The sequence below is a fragment of the Halomonas sp. KM007 genome (assembly GCF_050709225.1).
Classification (GTDB): Bacteria; Pseudomonadota; Gammaproteobacteria; order Pseudomonadales; family Halomonadaceae; genus Vreelandella; species Vreelandella hamiltonii.
This window is the reverse complement of the sequence record NZ_CP136131.1, coordinates 2,375,057-2,395,676: the sequence shown is the minus strand read 5'-3', so window position 1 is coordinate 2,395,676 and position 20,620 is coordinate 2,375,057. Positions and strand designations below refer to the sequence as shown.

Sequence of the window (20,620 nt, the reverse complement as noted above, 5' to 3'; positions counted from 1 at the left end):
GCCCTAAACCTCAGACACTATTCCCCGCTAAGGTCACAGACTACGACACTGAGGGGAACCACATCATGACAGACGCCCACTGGCTGCTACCGGGAACATTGCTGGCACTTCTTGCGGGCGGGGTTCGCGGCTATACCGGCTTTGGTTTTGCCATGACGTTGGCACTGGGGCTGCTCTGGCTCCTTCCCCCACTACAAGTCATCGTAGTGGTACTGATGCTGGATATTCTGGGCGCTTTAGGGCTGGCCCGGCGCGCCTGGAAAGCGGCAGACAGAACACTGCTGGCCCGCCTAGTACCCGCCATGTTTGGCATGTCTTTACTGGGCACCCTCGTGATGACATCGCTGCCTTATCACGCTGCCAAACTGCTTATTTCAGGGCTTTGCCTGATCGGCGCTGTGGCGACGTTTTTACCTACGGGCCTTATAAGCCGCTCTCGCAGACGCGACAAGGCCATGGCGGTTCCTGCAGGGGCGGCGTCAGGGTTAGCCATGGCAGTGGCATCTGCCGGTGGGCCTCCTCTAATGCTTTATCTGATGCACACCACACTGGATGCCACCCAAGCCAGAGCAACCGCCATCGTTTTTTTTATCGCGGCCAGCAGTACAGCACTGTTCGGTTATAGCTTTAACGGTGCCGTGCCCTTATCAGCCTTCATCATGACTGGCGTGTTATTGCCTGCTGCACTGATGGGCGCCTGGTTAGGGCAGTACTGTTTCCACCGCTTTCCACCTGCTTCTTATCGTAAAAGCGTCAGCCCGCTACTGATCGTGATGGCGCTATGGATTCTGGTGAGTGAGCTGTGGCCAGGAGCTTCCGGCGCTGCAATGCCGTAAGGCGATGTGCGGATTCACCGAGGGCGTTAGGTTGCTATTCAGGCACTTGTCCGCAAGAGCCACCGTGTATTTATCGTTTCGTGAACTCAAGGAGATATACATGCCCGTCATTTTTATTACCGGTGCAACATCCGGATTTGGTTTGGCAACGGCCAGACGCTTTGCACAGGCAGGCTGGTCACTGGTACTGACTGGCCGTCGGGAAGCGCGTTTGAACGCTCTGAAAGAGGAGCTTGCTCAATATTGTGCCGTTCACACTCTGACACTGGACGTATGCAACCGTCAGGCCGTCCAGAATGCGGTAGCGACCTTGCCAGCCTCCCACCAGTCGGTTCAGGTGCTAGTCAACAATGCTGGGCTGGCGCTTGGTACCGAGCCTGCCCAGGCCTGTGATTTCGATAACTGGAAACAGATGATTGATACCAATATCGCAGGATTGGCCAGCATCACCCATGCCCTTCTTCCCATTCTGATTGACCATGGCCGGGGCGCTAGCATCATCAATCTAGGTTCGATTGCCGGGCGCTGGCCGTACCCTGGCGGCAATGTCTACTGTGGCACCAAGGCATTCGTCGATCAGTTCTCTCACGCACTACGCTGCGATCTCTCTGGCACCGGCGTGCGCGTCACCAACCTGGCCCCAGGCCTTTCAGAAAGTGAATTCACGCTAGTACGCACAGGCGGTGATCAGCAAGCTTACCAACAACTCTATGAAGGCGCTGAGGCCATACAGCCGGAAGATGTTGCAGAGACCATTTTATGGCTGGCTAATCTGCCCGCTCATCTAAACATCAACCACCTTGAAGTCATGCCAGTGACCCAGTCCTGGTCACCCTTTTCTGTTTATCGTCAAACACAAGATACCTAACCAGGAGTACATCATGATAAAGCTGACAGAAAGCACACCGACAGCACAGCCAGAAACCTGCGAGCTGGAAGACCTAAAGAAGCAGGATCAACAGCATGTTTGGCACCATCTGACGCCTGGAGCCGCAGCGGCAAAGGGTGTCCCTATGTTTGTACGCGGTGAGGGGCTTCAACTCTGGGACAGTGACGGCAATCAATACCTAGACGCTTCGGCCGGAGGGGTCTGGGTAACCAATGTCGGTTATGGGCGCCGTGAAATTGCCGATGCCATGTACCAACAGCTGCTAGAACTCAACTATTTCGCCGGCTCCATGGCTAGCAAACCCGCCACTCGGTTTGCCACTCGCCTACTGGAAAAGATGCCTGGGTTCAGCCGGGTGTATTATTCAAGCTCAGGCTCCGAGGCCAATGAAAAAGCCTTCAAGATGGTACGCCAGATCAGTCAAAAACATTATCAAGGCAAAAAACACAAGATACTTTACCGCGACCGCGACTATCACGGTACGACCATTGCCACACTAAGTGCATCCGGGCAGAACGAAAGACGCGACCACTTCGGGCCTTTTGTGCCTGATTTTATTGCTATTCCACACTGCTGTGAGTATCGCAATCAGTACCCAGAGGCCGAACACTATGGGCTGCGTGCCGCCCAAGCACTGGAAGACGTTATCCTACAGGAGGGCCCAGACACCGTCGGAGCTGTGATTCTTGAACCGATTACAGCTGGCGGAGGCATCATCACGCCCCCTGAAGGATACTGGCAGCATGTCAGCGACATTTGCCAGCGGCACAACGTATTGCTGATCATGGACGAAGTCGTCTGTGGCCTGGGGCGTACAGGCGCATGGTTTGGTTACCAGCATTTTGGCATTCAGCCAGACATTGTCACTATGGCCAAAGGGGTTGCGTCTGGGTACGCGGCCATTTCGTGCACCGTCACCAGCGAGCACGTTTACGCCCTTCTACAGGAAAGCGAGGAAGATACTCTGGGCTATTTTCGTGATATCTCCACCTTCGGTGGCTGTTTAGCGGGCCAGGCAGCCGCATTAGCCAACCTGGAAATCATTGAGCGCGAAAATTTAGTAGATAACAGCGCCCGTATGGGCAAGCGGCTATTAGACGGTTTCCGCACATTAGCTGAACACTATCCGATGATAGGCGACGTCAGGGGTATGGGACTTTTTGCAGGTATTGAGCTGGTGGAAGATAAAGTCACCAAAGTTCCTGTTCATGAGCGTATTCCCACTGCCATTGCCGCCGAATGTAAGCAGCGCGGGCTACTGATTGGTCGAACCAACCGTAGCATGAGCGGCTATAACAACATTCTCAATTTCAGCCCTGCTCTTATCGCTAGCGAAGGGGATATTGACAATATTGTGCGTATTCTGGATGACGCTATGGCCAAGGTATTTAATCAGCACGCCGCATGGGCTTCACCCAACGATAAACTTTAATCACTTATACCCGCCTCATTCACGAGGGCTCTGATCGGGCAGTCTGAAGCTACGTGCCATCGGCATTTTTCCGGCGTGAGCGCCTGCTTCGTAATGCCCGAACACTGCGTTTCTTTCGCCGATTTATAACCTCCAGGAATGAGTCTCGACCTTCAAAGCAGCCGTGATCGCCGACCGCCCCTGCGGCCGTTCGACTTCTGGTGCTGTGGTGGTCTCGCTGGAGCGTCAACTCAACGCGGTCAGCTTTGGCAACCCCTTCAGCAGCGTCGGCCACCACTTGTCGGCGGCGGCGCCGAGGTGAACCGTGATGCGCCGAGCGTGCAGCGACAAGGTGGCGGCGGTCTTGAGCACTTGCTCACGAAGCCGGCTCAGACTCCAGCCTTGCCGAGTCTGCCGCTCCAACAGGCAGCGCAGGCCATGCAAGACCTGATAGGCGTAGAGGCTCAGCAGCAGACTCACCTCGTTGCGCGCCATCACGTCCTGGACGGTGGAGGCGCCGCGATCCGTCGACGAGAGGTGTACGTCGAGTGCCGACGTCACCTCGCCCATGTGCGCTTCGGCGCTGCCGCGCTTGCGGTAGAGCGCCTGGATCTTCTCCGGCGGCCAGTCGAACTTGCCGAGGTTGGTGACCAGGAAGAAGGCATGCAGCAGCAGGTCATCGGGGCGTTCCTGCACCACCAACACCACGCGCATCACTGCAGGCCAACTGCCAGAGCGGGTCGCGGCGCAGCGTGTCGGTATCGCTGAGATCGATCCAGCCCATCGCGCGCTGCAGCACCAGGGTACGCAGCTGGCTGGCCAGTGAGTGGCGGACGCGTAGCGGATTGCGGAGGTCGACCAGATTGTCCTCGAGCGCCTCGATCACGCCGCTGTTGTCGAGGGCTTCACGCAGCAGCAAAGCGCCGCTGTCGCTGGTGGTGCGCTGGCCGCTCAGCTCGACACGGACAGCGCCGTTGCAGGAGGGCGTCCAGGTGGATAGGCTTTCACCCATGGCGAGTGGTCCTCTTGAATCGTGTTCTGCCAGGAACATCCTGATTCTACAAGAGAAAACCACTCGCCATCTTCGTTTTCAGGCCGGCCTCGTGAATAAGCCGGGTTTAACATGCGATGAAGGGCTGAGCGTGATAATGCTGGATTGAGGAATTCACGCGCTACTGCCAGCAGGTCATCCAGCCCCAGACGCAGGTACTCACGGGCAGCAATCAAGACGGTTTCCTGTGCAGGGGTTAAAGTGGCCAAAAGGTTGTGGCGGGTATGGGGTCGATCATGAACATCGTCACGATAACGCCAGCGACGGATCGTAGAGACAGAAACACCATACTGGGCGGCCAGATCTTTATTGCTGACTGATTCTGGGCTCTTCTGTATCTCCGCTCTGATCCTGGGTGTAGTGGTGGCCTGTTATGCAGTTTGATGTTCATGAATACGCTCCTGAATGATCTGCTGAAGGAGACCCTTTGCAGCAAGCAAAGGATAACTCCTAAATGAGACTTGATCATCCGGGACCCTACATCTACTCAATACCCCATCATGCTCGGCAGCCAGGTCGCCAGTCCAGGCACGGCGATCAACAGCAGGATCGTGGCCAGGATGGGCAGCAGGAACGGCAATACGGCTTTGACCACCTGGCCGTACCTCAACCGGGTAATCCCGACCATCAGGAACAGTACCGTGCCAAAGGGCGGCGTGATGACGCCCACCGAGAGCGTGATGACCATCACGATACCGAAGTGAACGGGGTCCAACCCCGCGCTGAGGGCGGCCGGTACGACGATGGGCGTGAAAATCAGGATGCTCTCGATCACCGACATGAAGCAGCCGATCAGCAGGAAAAACAGCGCAAAACAGAGCAGCAGCACGATAGTGGGCATATCGATGCTGGCGACCTGGCCTGCCAGCGCCTGGGGGATACCCATACGGACCAGAATCCAGCCGTAGAAACTCGATACCGCGATGATCAGCAGAATGACCGCGCTGAACATCAGGGTTCTACGAAACGCCAGAAATAAATCCCGCCCGTTCAGGTCACGGTAGATCACCCCGCCCAGGATCACCGCGTACAGCGAGGCAATCGCACCCGCTTCTGTGGGGGTGAAAAAGCCTCCCCAAATACCGCCCACGATAATGGCGGGCATCATCAGAGGCAGGATGGCCCGCTTGCCCGTGCGCACGACTTCGCAGGCATCGAACGCGGTCGGTTTGGGCATCACCACTCGGCCAGTCATGCCCAGCACCACCGTCATGCCCATCAGTAACAGCGCCATCAGGATGCCCGGTAGCAACCCCGCCATGAACAGCCCACCGATACTGACATTGGCCAACCAGCCATACACCACCAGCGCAATGCTGGGCGGCAGGATAGGGCCGATGACGCTGGAGGCCGCCGTAATACCGGTGGAATAGCCCAGCTCGTAGCCGCGCTCCTTCATGGCCTTGATTTCAATGCTGCCAAGCCCGGCGGCATCGGCGACTGCGGTGCCCGACATGGTGGCAAAAATCGAGCTGGCCACGACATTGGCATGCCCCAGCCCACCTTTGGTGAATCCCACCAGCGCCGTGGCGAAGTCGAAGATACGGGTGGTCGTGGAGCCCACGTTCATGATGTTGGCCGCCAGAATGAACAGCGGGATGGCCAGCAGCGTGAAGTTGTTGAGGGTTTGCACCATGCGCAACGGCAGCAGCTCCACCGGCAGCCCCCCCGCCCCGGTTACCGCCAGGGCAATGAACGAGGTCACGCCAATGGCCACCACCACGGGCAATCCAATGGCCATCAGGGCCAGCAAGCCCCCTACGAATACGAGCAATTCCATCATGGCTGCGCGGGCTCCTCTTCACGGGGCGCTTCCAACCAGGCCACGGGGCCACGCAGGGTCTGCCACGCGGCGATCAGCGCCATGCCCGAGAAACTGAGCAATACGCCGTAATAGAGAAAACTGAAGCTGATACTCAGCGATACGGTCTTGTTGTTGGCACTCATGTCGGACATGATCCAGGCGCCCCAGGCCGCCAGCACGAAAAATCCGCAGGAGATCATGGCCGTCAAGCGATACTGAAGATGCCTGCCCACGTTGGAGAGCCGGTGACTAAACAGGTCCACGACCAGATGCTCACTACGCACCCACGCCGAAATGGAGCCAAAACCAATCGCATAAATGGCCAGCAGCGACGCGACTTCTTCTGTCCAGGGCATTCCCAGCCCCAGCAGGTCACGAGCCACCACGGCGGCCACCAGCAGCACCAGAATGGCCACCATCAAGGTCACGCCCACCACATCGCACAGGCTCGTAATGACACGCAGCACACTTTGGGCGGCTCTATCCAGCCCCTGCACGGGTGCCGCTTTCTCTTCCGAGGGAGCATTCATCGATAATTTCCTGAGGTGATCTCGCAATCCACGGCCACGGGGGTGTCGGGCACCCCCGTGGCTGCACCCAACGCGTTGGCGCTAGCGCGTCATTCGCCCTGATGCCCGAGGGCGTCCTCGCTCACACCATCGGCCATATCGGCCATGACCCGCTCGATGGCAGGCAACGCAGCGGTTCTGAACGCTTCGATATCCGGTTCGATGATGGTCATGCCCTGCTCTTCCAGCGCGCCGAGGTAGTACTCGTCCAGCTCGCGCTCACGCTCGGAGCCATGGGCTCGCGCCACGTGTATGGCCTCTTCGATCAGCGCTTGATCGTCTTCTTCCAGGCCGTTCCACCACCGCGAACTGGCCACCCAGTTCCACGGGAACTGCACGTGGCTGGTCAGAATGATGTGATCCTGCACTTCCCATAAGCGCCGGGTATATGGCGAAGAGAGCGAGTTTTCATGGCCGTCTACCTGGCGCGTCTGCATGGCCAGGTAGATCTCCGGAGCAGGCACGTTGACCACCTGGGCACCGATCTCTTCCCATACCGCCAGCCACACCGGCAACGAAGGTAGGCGCATGCGGAAACCGCGCAGGTCTTCAGGGGTTTCGATGGCCTTATTGGCCGTCATGTGGCGCGGCCCACGATGCTGGGTGCCGAAGTACTTGAGCCCGCCCTGGCTTTCGGCCTGCGCGATCAACGCCTGCCCAGAGGGGCTCTCCATGTACGCATCCACCTCTTCCCAAGTGGCAAACACGAATGGCACGGTAATGGCGTCGTACTCAGGCGCATACTGCTGGCGCCAGTTCCCGCCGGTAATGGAAAGCTGGGTCTGCCCCAGGTTGAGCAATTCCAGAATGGCATCCTCGCCTCCCAGCGAGCCCGCCAGGAAAGGGCGAACGTTGAAGCGGCCTGGCGCCTGCTCTTCCAGGTACTCCGCAAAGCGCTCCACGGCGGCGCTTTCGGAACCGCCTTCGCTCATGGTGTTGTTGACTTGGATTTCGATCGGGTTAGCCAGAACGAACGGTGCTGTCGTCAGCATGCCCAGGGTCGCCAGCGTGGCAAGCAGTTGTTTCCGCATGGGAAGGCTCTCTACGGTTGTCGTTATTGGGTGTGGTACTGATTCGATCTTGAAACAAGCCGTCAAACGGCTCAAATCGGCGTTCGAGAAGGCAGGCTTCGTCAATGACGATGGCTGCAATGTCCCTCATAGCGGCACTTTTTCCAGGGCGCTGCGAAAGGCTGCGACTAAAGATGGATACTCAAGGGCTCGGGTTCGTTACCCAATGGCGCTACCCCGAGAGGTTCCATGACAATTCAATGTGGGAGTATTCTCCATGCACGAAACCGAGCAGGTCGTGTTCATCACCGGTGCGACGTCCGGCATTGGGCTGGCATGCGCGCATCTTTTTGCCGATGCGGGCTGGGCACTGGTATTGACCGGGCGGCGTCAGGACCGCCTGGCGCAGCTGCAGGCCACCTTCGAACAGCGCGTGCCTACCCATACGGCGGCTTTGGACGTCAGCGACGCCGAGGCGGTGGCCGAAGTCGTGGCGGCCTTGCCCGAGCGTTTTCAGCGCGTGCACACGCTGATCAACAATGCCGGGCTGGCGCTGGGCAAGGACCCGGCGCCGCAAGCATCGCTGGAAGACTGGCATCGCATGATCGACACCAATATCAAGGGGCTGGTCAACGTCACCAAGCACCTGCTGCCGCTGCTGAGCGCTTCCACCCCAAGGGCCACGATCATCAACCTGGGCTCCATTGCCGCCAATACGCCCTACCCGGGTGGCCATGTTTACGGCGCCACCAAGGCCTTCGTGGAGCAGTTCAGCTATAATCTGCGCTGTGACGTGAGCCCGCTGGGCATTCGCGTCACGGACCTGGCCCCCGGCATGACGGCCAGCGAGTTCACCCTGGTGCGCATGAAGGGCGACCAGAGCGTCGCAGACCGCTACTACGAAGGCGCCCAGCCGCTCCAGCCAGAAGACGTGGCCGCGCAGGCGCTGCATGTGGCCTCCCTGCCTGCCCACGTCAATATCACCCGCCTGGAAGTCATGCCCGTGTGTCAGCAGTGGTCAGCGCCTACCATTTTGCGCCACCAGACGTAAGCGTTGGCCCGGCGACTTACGCCGGGCCAACCACATGCTTCACCTCCAGGTAGGCGCTCAACCCCCAAGGGCCCAGCTCGCGACCAATACCGCTGCGCTTGAAGCCACCCCAGGCGGTTTCGGGCAGCACGAGCTGCTCGCTGTTGTACCAGATACTGCCCGCTTTCAGCTGGCGGCCAATCCGCTTGGCGCGTTCTGGATCGCCGCTGATCACCGTGGCGGCGAGGCCAAAGTCACTGTCATTGGCAAGCCGAATGGCTTCGGCCTCACTTGCCACGCTGCGGCCGCAAAGCACGGGGCCGAAGATCTCTTCTTTCCACAGTCGGCTCTCTAACGGCACATCGCGGTAAAGCGTGGGTGCCAGAAAATAGCCTTGGGTGGGTAGCGTGCGATGCCGCCCATCGCGCACTACCGTCAGCCCTTCCTGCTCGGCAATATCGAGATAGCGCTGTACGGCATCGCGCTGCCTGGCGCTGGTCAACGGCCCCAGGTCGGTGCCTTCAGCGAGCGGGTCTCCCAGCGTCAGCGCGTCCATACGCTCGGCAAGCGCCGCGTAGAGCGCCTCGGCAACGTCTTCGTGCACCAGCAGTCGCGAGGTGGCAGAGCAAATCTGCCCGGCGTTGAAGTAGATACCCGCCATCACCCAGTCAGCGGCTTGGGCGGGGTCGGCATCGTCCATCACCAGGATGGGGGATTTGCCGCCCAGCTCCAGCGATACGCTCGCAGTGCGCGCGCTGGCGGCCTGCATGACGGCCTCGCCCACGCGGTTACTGCCGGTAAAGGAGATTTTATCCACACCTGCATGGTGAGTGAGCGGCGCGCCAATGCCTTCACCGTCACCATTGAGGAGATTCAGTACGCCTGCGGGCAGGCCAATGTCCAGCGCGATCTCCGCCAGCACCCGCTCGGGCAGCGGAGTGACTTCCGAGGGTTTGAACACCACCGTACAGCCTGCGGCCAGCGCGGGCGCCAGCTTCCAGGCGCTGGTCACCAGCGGGAAGTTCCAGGGCGCAATCAGCCCCACGACGCCGACAGGGTCGTGATAGGTGCGGGCTTCTACGCCTTCCATTTCGAGACTGACGCGCTCTCCTTGGCGCGCATCCAGCGCTTTGGCCTGGGCGGCGTAATAGCGGTAACAGGCAATCGCATCGTCCAGATCGATCCCTGCCTCGGCCAGCGGTTTGCCGTTGTTGGTCGCCGACAGCTGCATCAAGGCCTCACGCCGTGCCTGTAGCGCCTCGGCCAACCTGGTCAGATACTCGGCCCGTGCCGCCCCGCCCAACGCCTGCCACTCGGGCTGTGCCTGCCGGGCAGCGGCCACCGCCGCATCGACGTCTGCCGCATCGCCACCGGTCACTAGCGCAATCCGCTCTTCGCGGTAAGGGTTCATCACATCGAGCAGGCGAGTGCCCGCCGAGGCGACCCATTGATTATTGATGAACTGCTGGTCGAGAGTCTGCATGGGAACGTCCTAGTCGGGAAGTGAGCACGCCCGCTGCCAGGCAGCGGCGTCGATTTCGATCAGTAGCGGGCCGCTGGGCACGCGCTGAGCAAGCGCTTTGGAAAGCTCGTTGGGGCTCTCTACCAGCATGCCGGGGCAGCCGAAGCCTTCGGCCAGGGTGAGAAAATTGGGCGCTTGAATATCGACCCCCAGGCGGGCCACGCCGTTGGCATCCATGTAGCGGCGGATCTCTTCATAACCGGCGTTGTGCCATAGCACGATGACCACTGGCAGGCGGGCTTCCACCGCAGTGGCAAGCTCCGAGAGCGTAAACATCACCCCGCCGTCTCCCACCAGCGCGACGACGGGGAGATCAGGCCGGGCTAGCTGTGCTCCCAGTGCCGCAGGCAGCCCATAGCCCAGGGTGCCGTAGCCGGTAGAGGCGTTGAAGTAGCGCCTGGGCGCAGGCTGGCTGACCAGATGGTTACCGGCATACACCGGCGCGGTGGAATCACCGACCAGGATGGCCTCAGGCAGGTGGTCAGCCAACGCGGCATAAAGCGGTACGAAATCGCGAAACGCAGGATCATTGACCAAATCCAATGCGTTTAGCGCAGCGGCCGTTCGCTCGGCGCCCTGACGTTTCAGCGGCTCAGAAAAATGCTCAAGCAGAAGCTCTAAACTGCGCCCGGCATCACCCACCAAACCCAGCGTGGTGCGCTGATTGCGCACCAATTGCTCGGGGTCAAGATCAATGCGAATCAGCGTGCCGTTGAGGTGAAAACCGTCGTCGAAAACGACGTCATAGTCGGTTTCACCCAGCTCGGTGCCTATGGCCAGAATCACATCGGCACTGGCAGCCAGCTCCCTGACGGCAGGCAGCGCGGCATTGGCTCCCAGGTCCAGCGGGTGATCACGCCCCAGCAGCCCCTTGGCGTTGATGGTCGTCACCGTGGGCGCATCCAGCTGCCCAACCAGCGCTCGCGCGGCTGCTGGCGCTGACACACAGCCACCCCCCAGCAGCACCAGGGGCTGCTTCGCCGCCTGGAGCAAGCGAGCCGCTTCGGCCACGCCTTCCGGGTCGGGGGCCGCTCGGTATAGCGTTGGCGCTTGCCAACTGGTCGGCACGGGTACGGGTGCATTGAATAGATCGATGGGGATTTCGATATGCACCGGGCCTGGGCGAGCACCGTTGAACACAGCAAAGGCGCGGGCAAGTACCTCCGGCAGCGTGCTGGCATCCAGCAGGGTGTGGCTGAACCGCGCCACGCCGCTGATCATCTGCTGTTGGCTGGGCAGTTCGTGCAGCCTCCCTTGGCCCAGGCCCAGCGTATCGCGACGATTGACGCTGGAGATCACCAGCATGGGGATGGAGTCCGCCAGGGCTTGGCCCATGGCGGTGGCCATATTGGTCATCCCCGGCCCGGTGATGATCAGGCAAACGCCGGGCTGGCCACTGGCGCGGGCATAACCATCGGCCATGAACCCCGCCCCCTGCTCATGGCGCGGGGTGATGTGCGCCACCTCACTGCCCTCCAGGCCACGGTACAGCTCCACGGTATGCACGCCGGGAATGCCAAACAGCGCCCGCACGCCGTAGGTATCGCGCAGCAGGTGGATCAACAGGTCGGCGCAGGACATCGTCTTCGACTCGTTCATGCATCGCCCCTTAGAAGAAAAACGTGTGGGCCATGAAGGCAATGATCGGCAGCGTAATGGCCGTACGCAGCAGGAACACCACGGCCAGTTCCCAGAACTTGATGGGAATCTTCGACTTGAGCAGCAGCGCACCGATCTCGGACATATAGACCAACTGGGTCATGGAAAGGCAGGCAATCACGAAGCGGGTCAGCTCGCTTTCGATGTTGGTAGCCAGCACCGCAGGCAGGAACATGTCCACGAAGCCTACCAGCGTGGCAGGTGCAGCCGCCTGGGCTTCAGGAATGCGCAGCAGCTCCAGCACCGGCACCATGGGGTACGAGAGCCAGGTAAACAGCGGCGTGAACTCGGCCAGAATCAGCGCCACGGTGCCAATCGCGAATACCAGCGGCAGCAGCGTCAGGAAGATGTCGATGACGTTGAGCAGCGCCAGTCGGGCCAGCGCTTTTGGCCCGGGTGCGCCCGCCGCACGGCGGGTGGCCTGCAGCAGGCTGTAACGCAGCAACCCCACGTTGTCAGTGCGCTCTTCGCTCAGCTGGCAGCCCACCGGCTCGTGGTAGTCATCGGGTTTACGCGACAGCGGTGGGATACGCGACACGATCACCGCCGCGATCAACCCGGATACGACGACGGTAAAGTAGAACGGTATGAACAGGTGATTGAGATTGACGAAATTGACCACCAGCAGACTGAATGCAATCGACGCTACCGAAAAGTTGGTGGCAATGACCGAGGCTTCACGGCCGTTGTAAAAGCCCTGTTCGTACTGCTGCGAGGTGATCAGCACGCCCACCGTGCCCGAACCCATCCAGGAAGCGGTAGCATCGATGGCACTGCGACCCGGCAAGTTGAAGATGACGCGAAACGGCTTGCGCACCATGGTGCCAATGAACTCCATGAAACCAAACTCGACCAGAAACGGCAGCAGCAACGCAGCGAAAAAGAAGAACGTCAGCAGCACCGGTGCCAGGTCGTTCAGCATCACGCCGCCGGTAAAGGACGCCGTCACGAACTCAGGGCCGACCTGAAAAAAGGTCATGATGACGAAGACGGCCCCCAGAACGCGCATGGCAATCCATACGGGGCCCACATCGAACATCTCCTTGAAGTGGCCTTGCCGTGCCCAGGCGGGCTTTGCCAGCTTGACGTACAGCGTCACCATCACGGAAACGCACAGCACGCCTAGCGCAATGGCAGGCAGCGCCCCACCCAGCAGGGTCTGCAGGCCATCGGCCATCAGCCCCATGCCGATATTGACGGTCTCACCAAACTGAAAAGGGATCAGAAACAGCAGCACGCCGATCAGCGAAGGAATCAGAAACTTCAGCAGATGCGCGCGGGGTATCGACGTGGACGAAGCGGATGCATCCGGCGTCGCTTTAGAGTGTGACATACGGTTCACCTATTGGATGTGATTATTGGAGGTGGGCTGGCGGCGTCCTGAAAGGGAGCACCGCTCCCCTTCCTGTGTATTGTCATCCGCGCCTTGTCAGGTCGGCGCTTGGTGCAGGGCACTTTTGCAGGCAGCGCTTACGAGCGGCGTTGCGCTGCGGGCAGTACGCAGAGCATTTCATACAGCAGCGTGGCGCCCATCAGCGCCGTGTTGCCGCTGGGGTCGTACGGCGGCGACACCTCGACCAGGTCCCCGCCCACGATGTTCAAGCCAGCGGCACCGCGCACGATTTCCAGCCCTTGAGCAGAGGTCAGCCCTCCCATTTCCACCGTGCCGGTACCGGGGGCGACCGAAGGGTCCAGACCATCGATGTCGAAACTGATGTACACCGGGGTATCGCCCATTTGCTCACGCACTTCGGCCATCAGTGGCGCCAGCGAGCGGTACCAGCACTCTTCGGCGGGCACTACGCGGAAACCCTGCTTGCGGCACCAGTCGAAATCTTCCGGGGCATAGCCGGTTCCACGCAGGCCGATTTGCACGACCTTGTCACGGGCCAGCAGCCCTTCCTCCTGGGCACGGCGGAACGGCGTGCCATGGGCAATGGGCTCTCCGAACATGTGTTCGTTCACATCCGCATGGGCATCGATATGAATCAAGCCCACCGGGCCGTGCTTTTTGGCCATGGCGCGTAGAATCGGCAGCGTCAGCGTGTGCTCGCCCCCCAGCGTGAGAGGAATGCAGTCGTGCTTCAGCACGTCGTCGTAGAAGGCGGTGATGATGTCGACGCTTTTCGGCAGGTGAAAGGTGTTGATGGGTACGTCACCGATATCGGCGACCTGAAGCCGCTCGAAGGGAGCCGCCCCCGTGGCCATGTTGTAGGGGCGCAACATGCGCGACTCATCGCGAATCTGGCGTGGCCCCAGGCGGGTACCCGGGCGATTGGAGGTGCCGATATCCATGGGAATGCCGATGAACGCCGCGTCCAACCCTGCTGCGCTCTGTTGCGTGGGCAAGCGCATCATGGTGGCGGGGCCTGCAAAGCGTGGCATGGTGTTGCCGCCCAGCGGCTGATTGAATTCCGACATCGTTCTCTCCTTGGATTTATTGTGGCCAGCCTGACGGGCCAAGCGCTTCAGCGATTTATCCAGCTCATACCGCTCATGCATCGTTGATGCACAGATCAATACACAGACCACTGCACAGACCATGCCAAGTCACCTGCGCTGATAAATAGGGAGGTTTACCGCCCCATCGATGCAAAAATGAATCAATGAATCATATTTGCATCGCCCTGTTCATCCAACGATACAAAAGCGGCTGCGGTAGATAAGGAGGGACGCATGAGTGAAATCGACAGGCGCGTACTGCAAACCATCGTGGAAACCGCCAATGACCACTTCTTTATCGTCAGCGGCGACGGTCAGATTATGGATATCAGCCCCGGCGCCGAGGCGGTATACGGCGTATCACGGGAGGAGCTGCTTTCCAGCAGCGTTCAACAGCTCCAGGCCGCCGGTGTTCTGAAACCGTCCATCACCATGGAAGTCATCCGCACTCGCCAGCCCGCTCAGCTAATGCAAATCACCGGCACGGGCCGCCGCGTCATTGCCGAAGCCTACCCCGTGTTCGTCAACGGCAAGCTGGAGCGCATTGTCAGCCGCTCACGGGATTTGACCGACCTTCAGCTGCTGCAGGACGAATACGCTCTGCTGCAAAAACGTTTTAGTGAACACTTGAAGCGCAGCCAGGCCGCCCCCGATGCCGAAGAGCAAGCGCTGGATGCTGCGCTGGACCATCTTCAGGTCAGAAGCCATGTGATGCGGGAAATCGCCCTGTTGCTCAAGCGCGTGGCACCATCGGATGCCAACGTGCTGATGCTGGGGGAGTCTGGCGTGGGCAAGACGGCCTTTGCCAAGCAGCTCCACCGCTGGAGCGAGCGCCATCATGGCCCGTTCATCGAGGTCAACTGCGCAGCGATCCCGGAAAACCTGTTCGAGTCGGAGATGTTCGGCTACCAGCCCGGCGCCTTCAGCGGTGCCGCGCGGCAAGGCAAGGCCGGACTGCTGGAGCAGGCCGAAGGGGGCACGCTCTTTCTGGATGAAATTGGCGAGCTGCCGCTGCTGATGCAGACCAAACTGCTGAAAGTGATTCAGGATGGCAGCCTGACCCGGTTGGGCGACACGCGGGCTCGTCGCGTCAACTTCCGGCTGGTCGTGGCGACCAATCAGGACTTGGCCAAACGGGTCGAAACTGGCCTGTTCAGGCTGGACCTCTACTATCGTCTGAACGTCATCCCCATCACGCTGCCCCCGCTACGCGAGCGCCGCGAAGACATTCCCGTGCTGGTGGAAGCCTGCCTGACCCGGCTGAACCACCGCTATGGCCGCCAAAAAATCATCAGTAACCCGGCCTGGTCGACGCTGATGGGCAGCGACTGGCCCGGCAACGTGCGGGAGCTGGAAAACTGGCTGGAAAGAGCCTGGCTCTCAAGCCCCGGCGACCAGATCGAAGCGCCCGCGGCACCCCCTCACGCCGAACAGCTCCCGGCTAACTTGCAGAGCGCCTCGCCAGCAACGTCGGCAGTAGCACTCGCCCCCCAGGAAACCCTCAAGCAGTACCTAGCGCGGCTGGAGCGTGAAACGCTTGAAGAGTTATGCCATACGCTACCCAGCACTTACGCCATCGCTGAACGGCTGGGCATCAGCCAATCCAGTGTGGTGCGCAGGCTGCAGCAGTACAGTCTTAACGCTCCCCAGCGCCAGCCCAGATAACACACGCGGTAGGCATAATGACACGCAAAGACTGTCAGGCCATCGACTCGCCCAAGCCTGACCGAGAAGGCAGGAGCTCTGAAAGCTTCCCAGAATCAGTTAATCATCCTCAAGCCATGGCCCGTTCCAGCCGCTGCTTGCGCCGTTCCCAGTCCGGCATCACCTGCTCTAGCAGCTCGAAAAATGCCGGGCCGTGGTGGGGTTCGGCGCGGTGGCAGAGCTCATGGGTGATCACATAGTCGATGGCGTCCACCGGTGCCTGAACCAGGCGGCGATTGAGCAGCAGACGGCCTGCGGGAGACATGGATCCCCAACGCTGCTGAATCCGACGCACGATGATCCCGATCGGGCGAAATGACTGTGGCACCGCGAAGCGATCCAGGCAGTGCTCCAGCCGCTCTGGGAACTTGAGGTGCGCCCGTTCACGATACCAGGCCTCAAGCAGCTCACGCGTCGTCTCGGGGCTTTGGGGGCGAGGGGTCTGCACGACGATGAAGCCCCGGATCAGCGTCACACGCTTGTGCGTATGCGGGATCACTTTCAGGCGATACTGCCGTCCGAGGTAGAGGTGCGTCTCACCGGCGAGATACTGCCGCTCGGGTGTCCGCGGCAGGAACTGTGAGAAATAGCGCTGCTGCCGCACCACCCAGGCGGCGCGCTTGCGCAGCTTGGCCTCGATAGCCGCCAACGGGGTTTCCATGGGGGCTGCGATCATCACCGAGGCGTCCGGCTCGACGGCGATTTCGAGCGTCTTTCTGGGGCGGCGTTTGACCTCGTAATGAATCTCCTGGACCCCATAGCGCAGGCAGTGCCGTTCCCGAGTCATGCGTTGAACCTGGCGCGAGCGAGGTTCATGATCTTCTGCTCCAGTTCGTCCAGCACCTCGACCGGCAGATCGACGCCCTTCTGGTCGCGGATGACATCGAAGAAGTAATCGTCGATGGCGTTGCGTAGATCGTTCTGTGCCACTTCGTTCGACCACAGGTCGACGATCAGATGTGACCTGATGATCTCGATGATGTCCAAAGAGATGACGGCCGCTTCGTCGCCCGCCACCGCCGCCTCGTCCCGGGTCTGGAGTTGGCCGTCGAGGATACCGAAGAGCGCCTGCCCATCCTCATCGCCACGAAGGCGCTCCGGCACGTGATGGCCGCGCTCCTTGCGCGCTATCTGGCTCGCCAGCTTGACCACGCTCTGCAGGTACTCACGCTCGGAGAGGCGCTGCTCGCGATAGGCGCGAATCGTCTCTTCGAGCAGCTCCGAGAAACGTTTATAAAAGGTGGGGTCCTCATCCATGTTCTCGGTGATCGCCCGCCGCGTGGCACTGGAGATGCGGTCGGCCTTCGAGGCTTCCGAGACGCCGGTTTCCTCGACCACCGCTTTCAGCGCATCGGGGTCGTTGATGTTGACCACATCGATGATCGTCTCGGCGGGCATCGCCACGACATGGTCGTCGAGCAGCTTCTGGATCTTGGGCTCGAACTCGCGGATATCGACCGTTTCCTGATAGCGGATCTGGACCGAGCGCTTGAGTTCCGAGAACTGCTGCCAGTCGCGCTTTAGGGCGTCCACTTTATTCTGGTCGAAGACGTCAAGCAGCTTATCCGACGACATCGCGATGTGCAGGCAACGGCTGAAGGCGCTCAGGCGCGCATAGAAGTCCTGGCGGCGCGCTTCGTCGGCGAGATGGCGCTCGAACTGCTCCATGTCGCGCTTGTTGCGCACCGGCTTGAACAGATCCCACAGCTGATCGTGACGCTGAGGCAGCTTGCGGATCTCCTCGCGAACATCGTGCACCGTCCCGGCGAGATCGGCCGCTTCATAGCCCTCGAAGGCGTTGTAGGTGGTCAGCGCGCTGTCGAGCTCGCCGAGCAGGCCTTCGTAGTCGATGACGAAGCCGAACCGCTTCTCCGTATTCCCCTCCTCGAAGAGTCGGTTCACGCGCGCGATGGCTTGCAAAAGATTGTGCTCCTTGAGCGACTTGCAGACATAGAGCACGGTATTGCGCGGTGCATCGAAGCCGGTGAGCAGCTTGGAGACCACGATCAGGATTTCCGGATCGCCCGAGCCTTTGAACGCCTCGACGATCTCGCGATTGTAGGCCTCCTCGGTTTTGTACTGCGCCATCATCTTCGCCCAGAAGTCGCGCACGAGATCTCGGGCGTCCTGGTCGACTTCTTCGTGGCCCTCGTTGTCGTCCGGGGGCGAGATGACGATGGCGCTCGAGACATGGCCGATCTCGTCGAGCACCGCCTTGAAGCGCACGGCGGCGGCCTTGGAGGGCGCAACGAGCTGCGCTTTGAAGCCGGTCCCCTGCCAGTGCTGGCGATAGTGTTCGGAGATGTCGAACGCCTTGGCGCGGATTGCTTGCTCGGTCTTGGCCAGTGCATCCATGCGCGAGAACTTGCGCTTCAGATCGCGGCGCTGATCCTCGCTCAAACCAACGCTGATCTTGTCGAACCAACGGTCGATCACCTGCCCCGAGACCTGCTGCTCGACCAGCCTGCCCTCGTAGAGCAGCGGCACCACGGATTCGTCGGCCACCGCTTCGTCGATGCCATAGCGGTGGATCAACCGGCCGAAGGTCTGTAGCGTGTTTTTCTCTTTCTTCAGCAGCGGCGTACCGGTGAAGCCGAGATAGCAGGCGCGGGGCAGCAGCCGGCGCATCTTGGCGGCAAACTGGCTATGCCCGCCGTAGCGGCCGGTCTGTGTGCGGTGGCTTTCGTCGACCAGCACGAAGACGTTGGGATCGTCATCCGGCGGCTGGTTGTGCTTCAGCGCGGTATCGAACTTGTTGATGATCGTGGTGATCAGTGGCGTCTTGTCGCGCACGAGTTCGAGCAGATGCGCGCCGGTCGTCGCCCGTACCGGCTCCAGATCGCAGGACTTGAACGTCCCCTTGATCTGCCGGTCGAGATCGTCACGGTCGGTGACGATGATGATGCGCGGGTTCTCGATGCCGCTTTCCAGCGCCAGGGCACGCCCCAGCATCACCATGGTCAGCGACTTGCCCGAGCCCTGGGTGTGCCAGATCACACCGCCCTTGCGCGCGCCGCGGGTATCGTGCTGGCTGATGGTCTCGATCGCCCGCCGGATGCCGAAGAACTGCTGATGACGTGCGATCTTGCGCACACCGCCATCGAACACGGTGAAGCGACGGACCAGATCGAGCAGCCGCGCCGGTCGGCACAGCGCGTAGAGCGTTCGATCCTGCTCGGTCACGGCGCGCTCGCCTTCCTCCCGCAGCGCCAGGAAATGGTCGCGGGCATCCGCCAGGCGACTGGCATAAATTGCCTGCGCTTCCGCGATGCTCAGCGGCTGGTTGGCCGCCGCCAGCAGTCGCTCGGCTTCGTCCTCGCTGGCGAGCTCGGCCATCTGCTCCGGGGCCGGTGCTGCCGTGGCGGGGAGCGCGCGCGCCATGACGGAGAGGGCATCCTCCGCGTCGTCCTCCTCCCGCCAACCGTGCCAGAACTTCGCCTTGGCACCGACGGTGGCATAACGCGCATCCACTCGATTCATGGTCATCAGCAGCTGCGCAAAGTGGAAGAGCTGAGGAATGCCATCTTCGCGCTGGTAACCGATCAGCTGGCTATCGGCCTTCTTCAGGTCTTCGGTGGGCCGCTTGTTCTCGATCACCACGAACGGGATGCCGTTGACGAACGCGACGATATCGCAGCGCCGAGTCTGGCGAGACGCTGTCCGCTCGACCGCGAATTCGGCGGTGACGTGGAAAACGTTGTTTTCGGGCGTCTCCCAGTCGATATAGCGAAACGAGTGGCTCTTGGAGTCGCCGTCGATGGATTTGGTGATCGTGGTGCCGAGCACCAGGGTGTCGTAGATCTCCTGATTGGTAACGCGCAGCCCTTTCAGCCGGTCCGGCGTGGGCTTGAGCCTGCGCAGCGCCTCATGGGCATCCTGCAGGTCGAAGGGGTACTCTCGCCCGCGATGGGTGAAGCGGTTGAGGCGCATCGACTGCTCGATCAGGATGTCGTCCAGCACCACGTTCTTGAGCCGCCCACCGCGCAGGCGCAGCACCTCCGCCTGCGACAGCGGGGTGAAGCCCAGCGCCACCAGCAGCTGTAGCGCGGGAATCTGGGACTGGTGTTTTTCGGCGGCGTCAAAAACCACGCTTTATCCTCGCAATATCTCCGTACTCCGTGATGTCAGGCCGGGCATCTAAAAAATTCTTGACATGCTCGCGCGAGATATGCATAGTTCGCCTGAGTTCACTGCCCAGCGGCCGTGAATCTGTCGAGGCTTCGGACGCTGAGCCAGCATAGCGAATCAGCGTTTCTTTTTTTGCCCCCTCTTGTCTCACTTTATTGCAGCTCATTCAGACAATCCTCCAGCGTCCATAGCGGGGCTTGGGCCAATTTGGCTTGTGTCTTGACGTCGGCGGGGTAGCAAGTCACGAACTGGGCTCGAAGCTGGCCCTGGCCTCCTAAGCGCAAGGCAATCACCACGAGAAAGCCATCGATGAATACGGTCACACGCCGCCTCGGATCGTGACGCTGTTCTTTCTTCAACCAGCCTTGTAGGCATTTTGCATCGGGATTTGCCAGAGCAGGGGCGATCCAGTCCATGCGTCTCGCGCGCTCGATGGAAAACACATCGTTCTCCCCCGCGCCGTCCTGAGCTTTCGAAAAAGGCGTGGTCGAACTCCTGTTTACGGAAAAAGACTTGGATACCATCGTGGGTAAAGATACCCCCGCGGCAGAGCGTGCGCTCATAA

General features: G+C 60.6%; 16 protein-coding genes and 2 pseudogenes. 5 read left to right on the top strand and 13 right to left on the bottom strand.

Annotated features, from left to right (window positions below; genetic code table 11):
- The first annotated feature begins 65 nt into the window (after positions 1-65).
- The 3 genes from RVM27_RS11275 (at position 66) to RVM27_RS11265 (ending at position 3,157) form a co-directional block, all read left to right on the top strand.
- The gene (locus RVM27_RS11275; RefSeq protein ID WP_498956609.1) at positions 66-836 is read left to right on the top strand and encodes a sulfite exporter TauE/SafE family protein; all 771 of its coding nucleotides are present in this window, start codon (positions 66-68) and stop codon (positions 834-836) included.
- A gap of 100 nt (positions 837-936) precedes the next feature.
- A complete protein-coding gene (locus tag RVM27_RS11270) occupies positions 937-1,704 on the top strand; it encodes a Rossmann-fold NAD(P)-binding domain-containing protein (protein WP_498887793.1) in 768 nt (255 codons plus the stop codon).
- Between the two features lie 13 nt (positions 1,705-1,717).
- Positions 1,718-3,157 (top strand): aminotransferase family protein, encoded by a 1,440-nt coding sequence (locus RVM27_RS11265; RefSeq protein WP_498956608.1) that lies wholly within the window; start codon positions 1,718-1,720, stop codon positions 3,155-3,157.
- 225 nt (positions 3,158-3,382) lie between these two features.
- Here the strand turns inward: RVM27_RS11265 and RVM27_RS11260 are convergent.
- The 5 genes and pseudogenes from RVM27_RS11260 to RVM27_RS11240 form a co-directional block, all read right to left on the bottom strand.
- Positions 3,383-4,187 (bottom strand): annotated as a pseudogene (locus RVM27_RS11260) (transposase).
- Positions 4,188-4,255: 68 nt separating this feature from the next.
- A pseudogene (locus RVM27_RS11255) lies at positions 4,256-4,578 on the bottom strand (IS481 family transposase); the annotation flags it as partial.
- A 96-nt stretch (positions 4,579-4,674) separates the two neighbouring features.
- Positions 4,675-5,970, bottom strand: coding sequence for a TRAP transporter large permease (locus RVM27_RS11250; protein WP_498956607.1), 1,296 nt, complete (start codon positions 5,968-5,970; stop codon positions 4,675-4,677).
- Positions 5,967-6,521, bottom strand: coding sequence for a TRAP transporter small permease (locus RVM27_RS11245; RefSeq protein ID WP_039175186.1), 555 nt, complete (start codon positions 6,519-6,521; stop codon positions 5,967-5,969). The genes RVM27_RS11250 and RVM27_RS11245 overlap by 4 nt, the downstream gene beginning before the upstream one ends.
- 89 nt (positions 6,522-6,610) lie before the next feature.
- Positions 6,611-7,591, bottom strand: coding sequence for a TRAP transporter substrate-binding protein (locus RVM27_RS11240; protein WP_039175185.1), 981 nt, complete (start codon positions 7,589-7,591; stop codon positions 6,611-6,613).
- Between the two features lie 256 nt (positions 7,592-7,847).
- Here RVM27_RS11240 and RVM27_RS11235 point away from each other — a divergent pair, with 256 nt between their 5' ends.
- Entirely contained in the window at positions 7,848-8,621 is a 774-nt protein-coding gene (locus RVM27_RS11235; protein ID WP_498956606.1) for a Rossmann-fold NAD(P)-binding domain-containing protein, read from the top strand.
- A 16-nt stretch (positions 8,622-8,637) separates the two neighbouring features.
- On the opposite strand, the gene RVM27_RS11230 is transcribed toward RVM27_RS11235, so the two are convergent.
- The 4 genes from RVM27_RS11230 to speB form a co-directional block, all read right to left on the bottom strand.
- Complete coding sequence (locus tag RVM27_RS11230) at positions 8,638-10,083, bottom strand: aldehyde dehydrogenase family protein (RefSeq protein WP_498956605.1); 1,446 nt, start codon at positions 10,081-10,083, stop codon at positions 8,638-8,640.
- 9 nt (positions 10,084-10,092) lie between these two features.
- Complete coding sequence (locus RVM27_RS11225) at positions 10,093-11,721, bottom strand: 5-guanidino-2-oxopentanoate decarboxylase (protein WP_498956604.1); 1,629 nt, start codon at positions 11,719-11,721, stop codon at positions 10,093-10,095.
- A 10-nt stretch (positions 11,722-11,731) separates the two neighbouring features.
- On the bottom strand, positions 11,732-13,114 hold the full coding sequence (locus RVM27_RS11220) for a YjiH family protein (RefSeq protein ID WP_498956603.1): 1,383 nt from the start codon (positions 13,112-13,114) through the stop codon (positions 11,732-11,734).
- A gap of 137 nt (positions 13,115-13,251) precedes the next feature.
- The gene (speB, locus tag RVM27_RS11215) at positions 13,252-14,202 is read right to left on the bottom strand and encodes an agmatinase (protein WP_498956602.1); all 951 of its coding nucleotides are present in this window, start codon (positions 14,200-14,202) and stop codon (positions 13,252-13,254) included.
- 255 nt (positions 14,203-14,457) lie between these two features.
- Between speB and RVM27_RS11210 the strand changes: the two genes are divergently transcribed.
- Positions 14,458-15,888, top strand: a complete 1,431-nt coding sequence (locus RVM27_RS11210; RefSeq protein WP_498956601.1) for a sigma-54 interaction domain-containing protein — start codon at positions 14,458-14,460, stop codon at positions 15,886-15,888.
- 109 nt (positions 15,889-15,997) lie between these two features.
- Here the strand turns inward: RVM27_RS11210 and RVM27_RS11205 are convergent, their stop codons facing one another.
- Genes RVM27_RS11205 through RVM27_RS11190 form a run of 4 tightly spaced genes read right to left on the bottom strand, consistent with a single transcriptional unit; the run spans position 15,998 to position 20,378 of the window.
- Positions 15,998-16,714, bottom strand: a complete 717-nt coding sequence (locus tag RVM27_RS11205; protein ID WP_498956600.1) for a M48 family metallopeptidase — start codon at positions 16,712-16,714, stop codon at positions 15,998-16,000.
- On the bottom strand, positions 16,711-20,016 hold the full coding sequence (locus RVM27_RS11200; RefSeq protein WP_498956599.1) for a type I restriction endonuclease subunit R: 3,306 nt from the start codon (positions 20,014-20,016) through the stop codon (positions 16,711-16,713). Before RVM27_RS11200 ends, RVM27_RS11205 begins: the two co-directional genes overlap by 4 nt.
- Complete coding sequence (locus tag RVM27_RS11195) at positions 20,006-20,221, bottom strand: hypothetical protein (protein WP_498956598.1); 216 nt, start codon at positions 20,219-20,221, stop codon at positions 20,006-20,008. Before RVM27_RS11195 ends, RVM27_RS11200 begins: the two co-directional genes overlap by 11 nt.
- The gene (locus tag RVM27_RS11190) at positions 20,208-20,378 is read right to left on the bottom strand and encodes a hypothetical protein (RefSeq protein WP_498956597.1); all 171 of its coding nucleotides are present in this window, start codon (positions 20,376-20,378) and stop codon (positions 20,208-20,210) included. Before RVM27_RS11190 ends, RVM27_RS11195 begins: the two co-directional genes overlap by 14 nt.
- Positions 20,379-20,620: the final 242 nt, after the last annotated feature.

What these genes read in the sequence shown, in the direction of transcription:
- RVM27_RS11275 (WP_498956609.1), top strand. Translation starts at nt 66, where the DNA reads ATGACAGACGCCCACTGGCTGCTACCGGGAACATTGCTGGCACTTCTT.
- RVM27_RS11270 (WP_498887793.1), top strand. Translation starts at nt 937, where the DNA reads ATGCCCGTCATTTTTATTACCGGTGCAACATCCGGATTTGGTTTGGCA.
- RVM27_RS11265 (WP_498956608.1), top strand. Translation starts at nt 1,718, where the DNA reads ATGATAAAGCTGACAGAAAGCACACCGACAGCACAGCCAGAAACCTGC.
- RVM27_RS11250 (WP_498956607.1), bottom strand. Translation starts at nt 5,970, where the DNA reads ATGATGGAATTGCTCGTATTCGTAGGGGGCTTGCTGGCCCTGATGGCC.
- RVM27_RS11245 (WP_039175186.1), bottom strand. Translation starts at nt 6,521, where the DNA reads ATGAATGCTCCCTCGGAAGAGAAAGCGGCACCCGTGCAGGGGCTGGAT.
- RVM27_RS11240 (WP_039175185.1), bottom strand. Translation starts at nt 7,591, where the DNA reads ATGCGGAAACAACTGCTTGCCACGCTGGCGACCCTGGGCATGCTGACG.
- RVM27_RS11235 (WP_498956606.1), top strand. Translation starts at nt 7,848, where the DNA reads ATGCACGAAACCGAGCAGGTCGTGTTCATCACCGGTGCGACGTCCGGC.
- RVM27_RS11230 (WP_498956605.1), bottom strand. Translation starts at nt 10,083, where the DNA reads ATGCAGACTCTCGACCAGCAGTTCATCAATAATCAATGGGTCGCCTCG.
- RVM27_RS11225 (WP_498956604.1), bottom strand. Translation starts at nt 11,721, where the DNA reads ATGAACGAGTCGAAGACGATGTCCTGCGCCGACCTGTTGATCCACCTG.
- RVM27_RS11220 (WP_498956603.1), bottom strand. Translation starts at nt 13,114, where the DNA reads ATGTCACACTCTAAAGCGACGCCGGATGCATCCGCTTCGTCCACGTCG.
- speB (WP_498956602.1), bottom strand. Translation starts at nt 14,202, where the DNA reads ATGTCGGAATTCAATCAGCCGCTGGGCGGCAACACCATGCCACGCTTT.
- RVM27_RS11210 (WP_498956601.1), top strand. Translation starts at nt 14,458, where the DNA reads ATGAGTGAAATCGACAGGCGCGTACTGCAAACCATCGTGGAAACCGCC.
- RVM27_RS11205 (WP_498956600.1), bottom strand. Translation starts at nt 16,714, where the DNA reads ATGACTCGGGAACGGCACTGCCTGCGCTATGGGGTCCAGGAGATTCAT.
- RVM27_RS11195 (WP_498956598.1), bottom strand. Translation starts at nt 20,221, where the DNA reads ATGAGCTGCAATAAAGTGAGACAAGAGGGGGCAAAAAAAGAAACGCTG.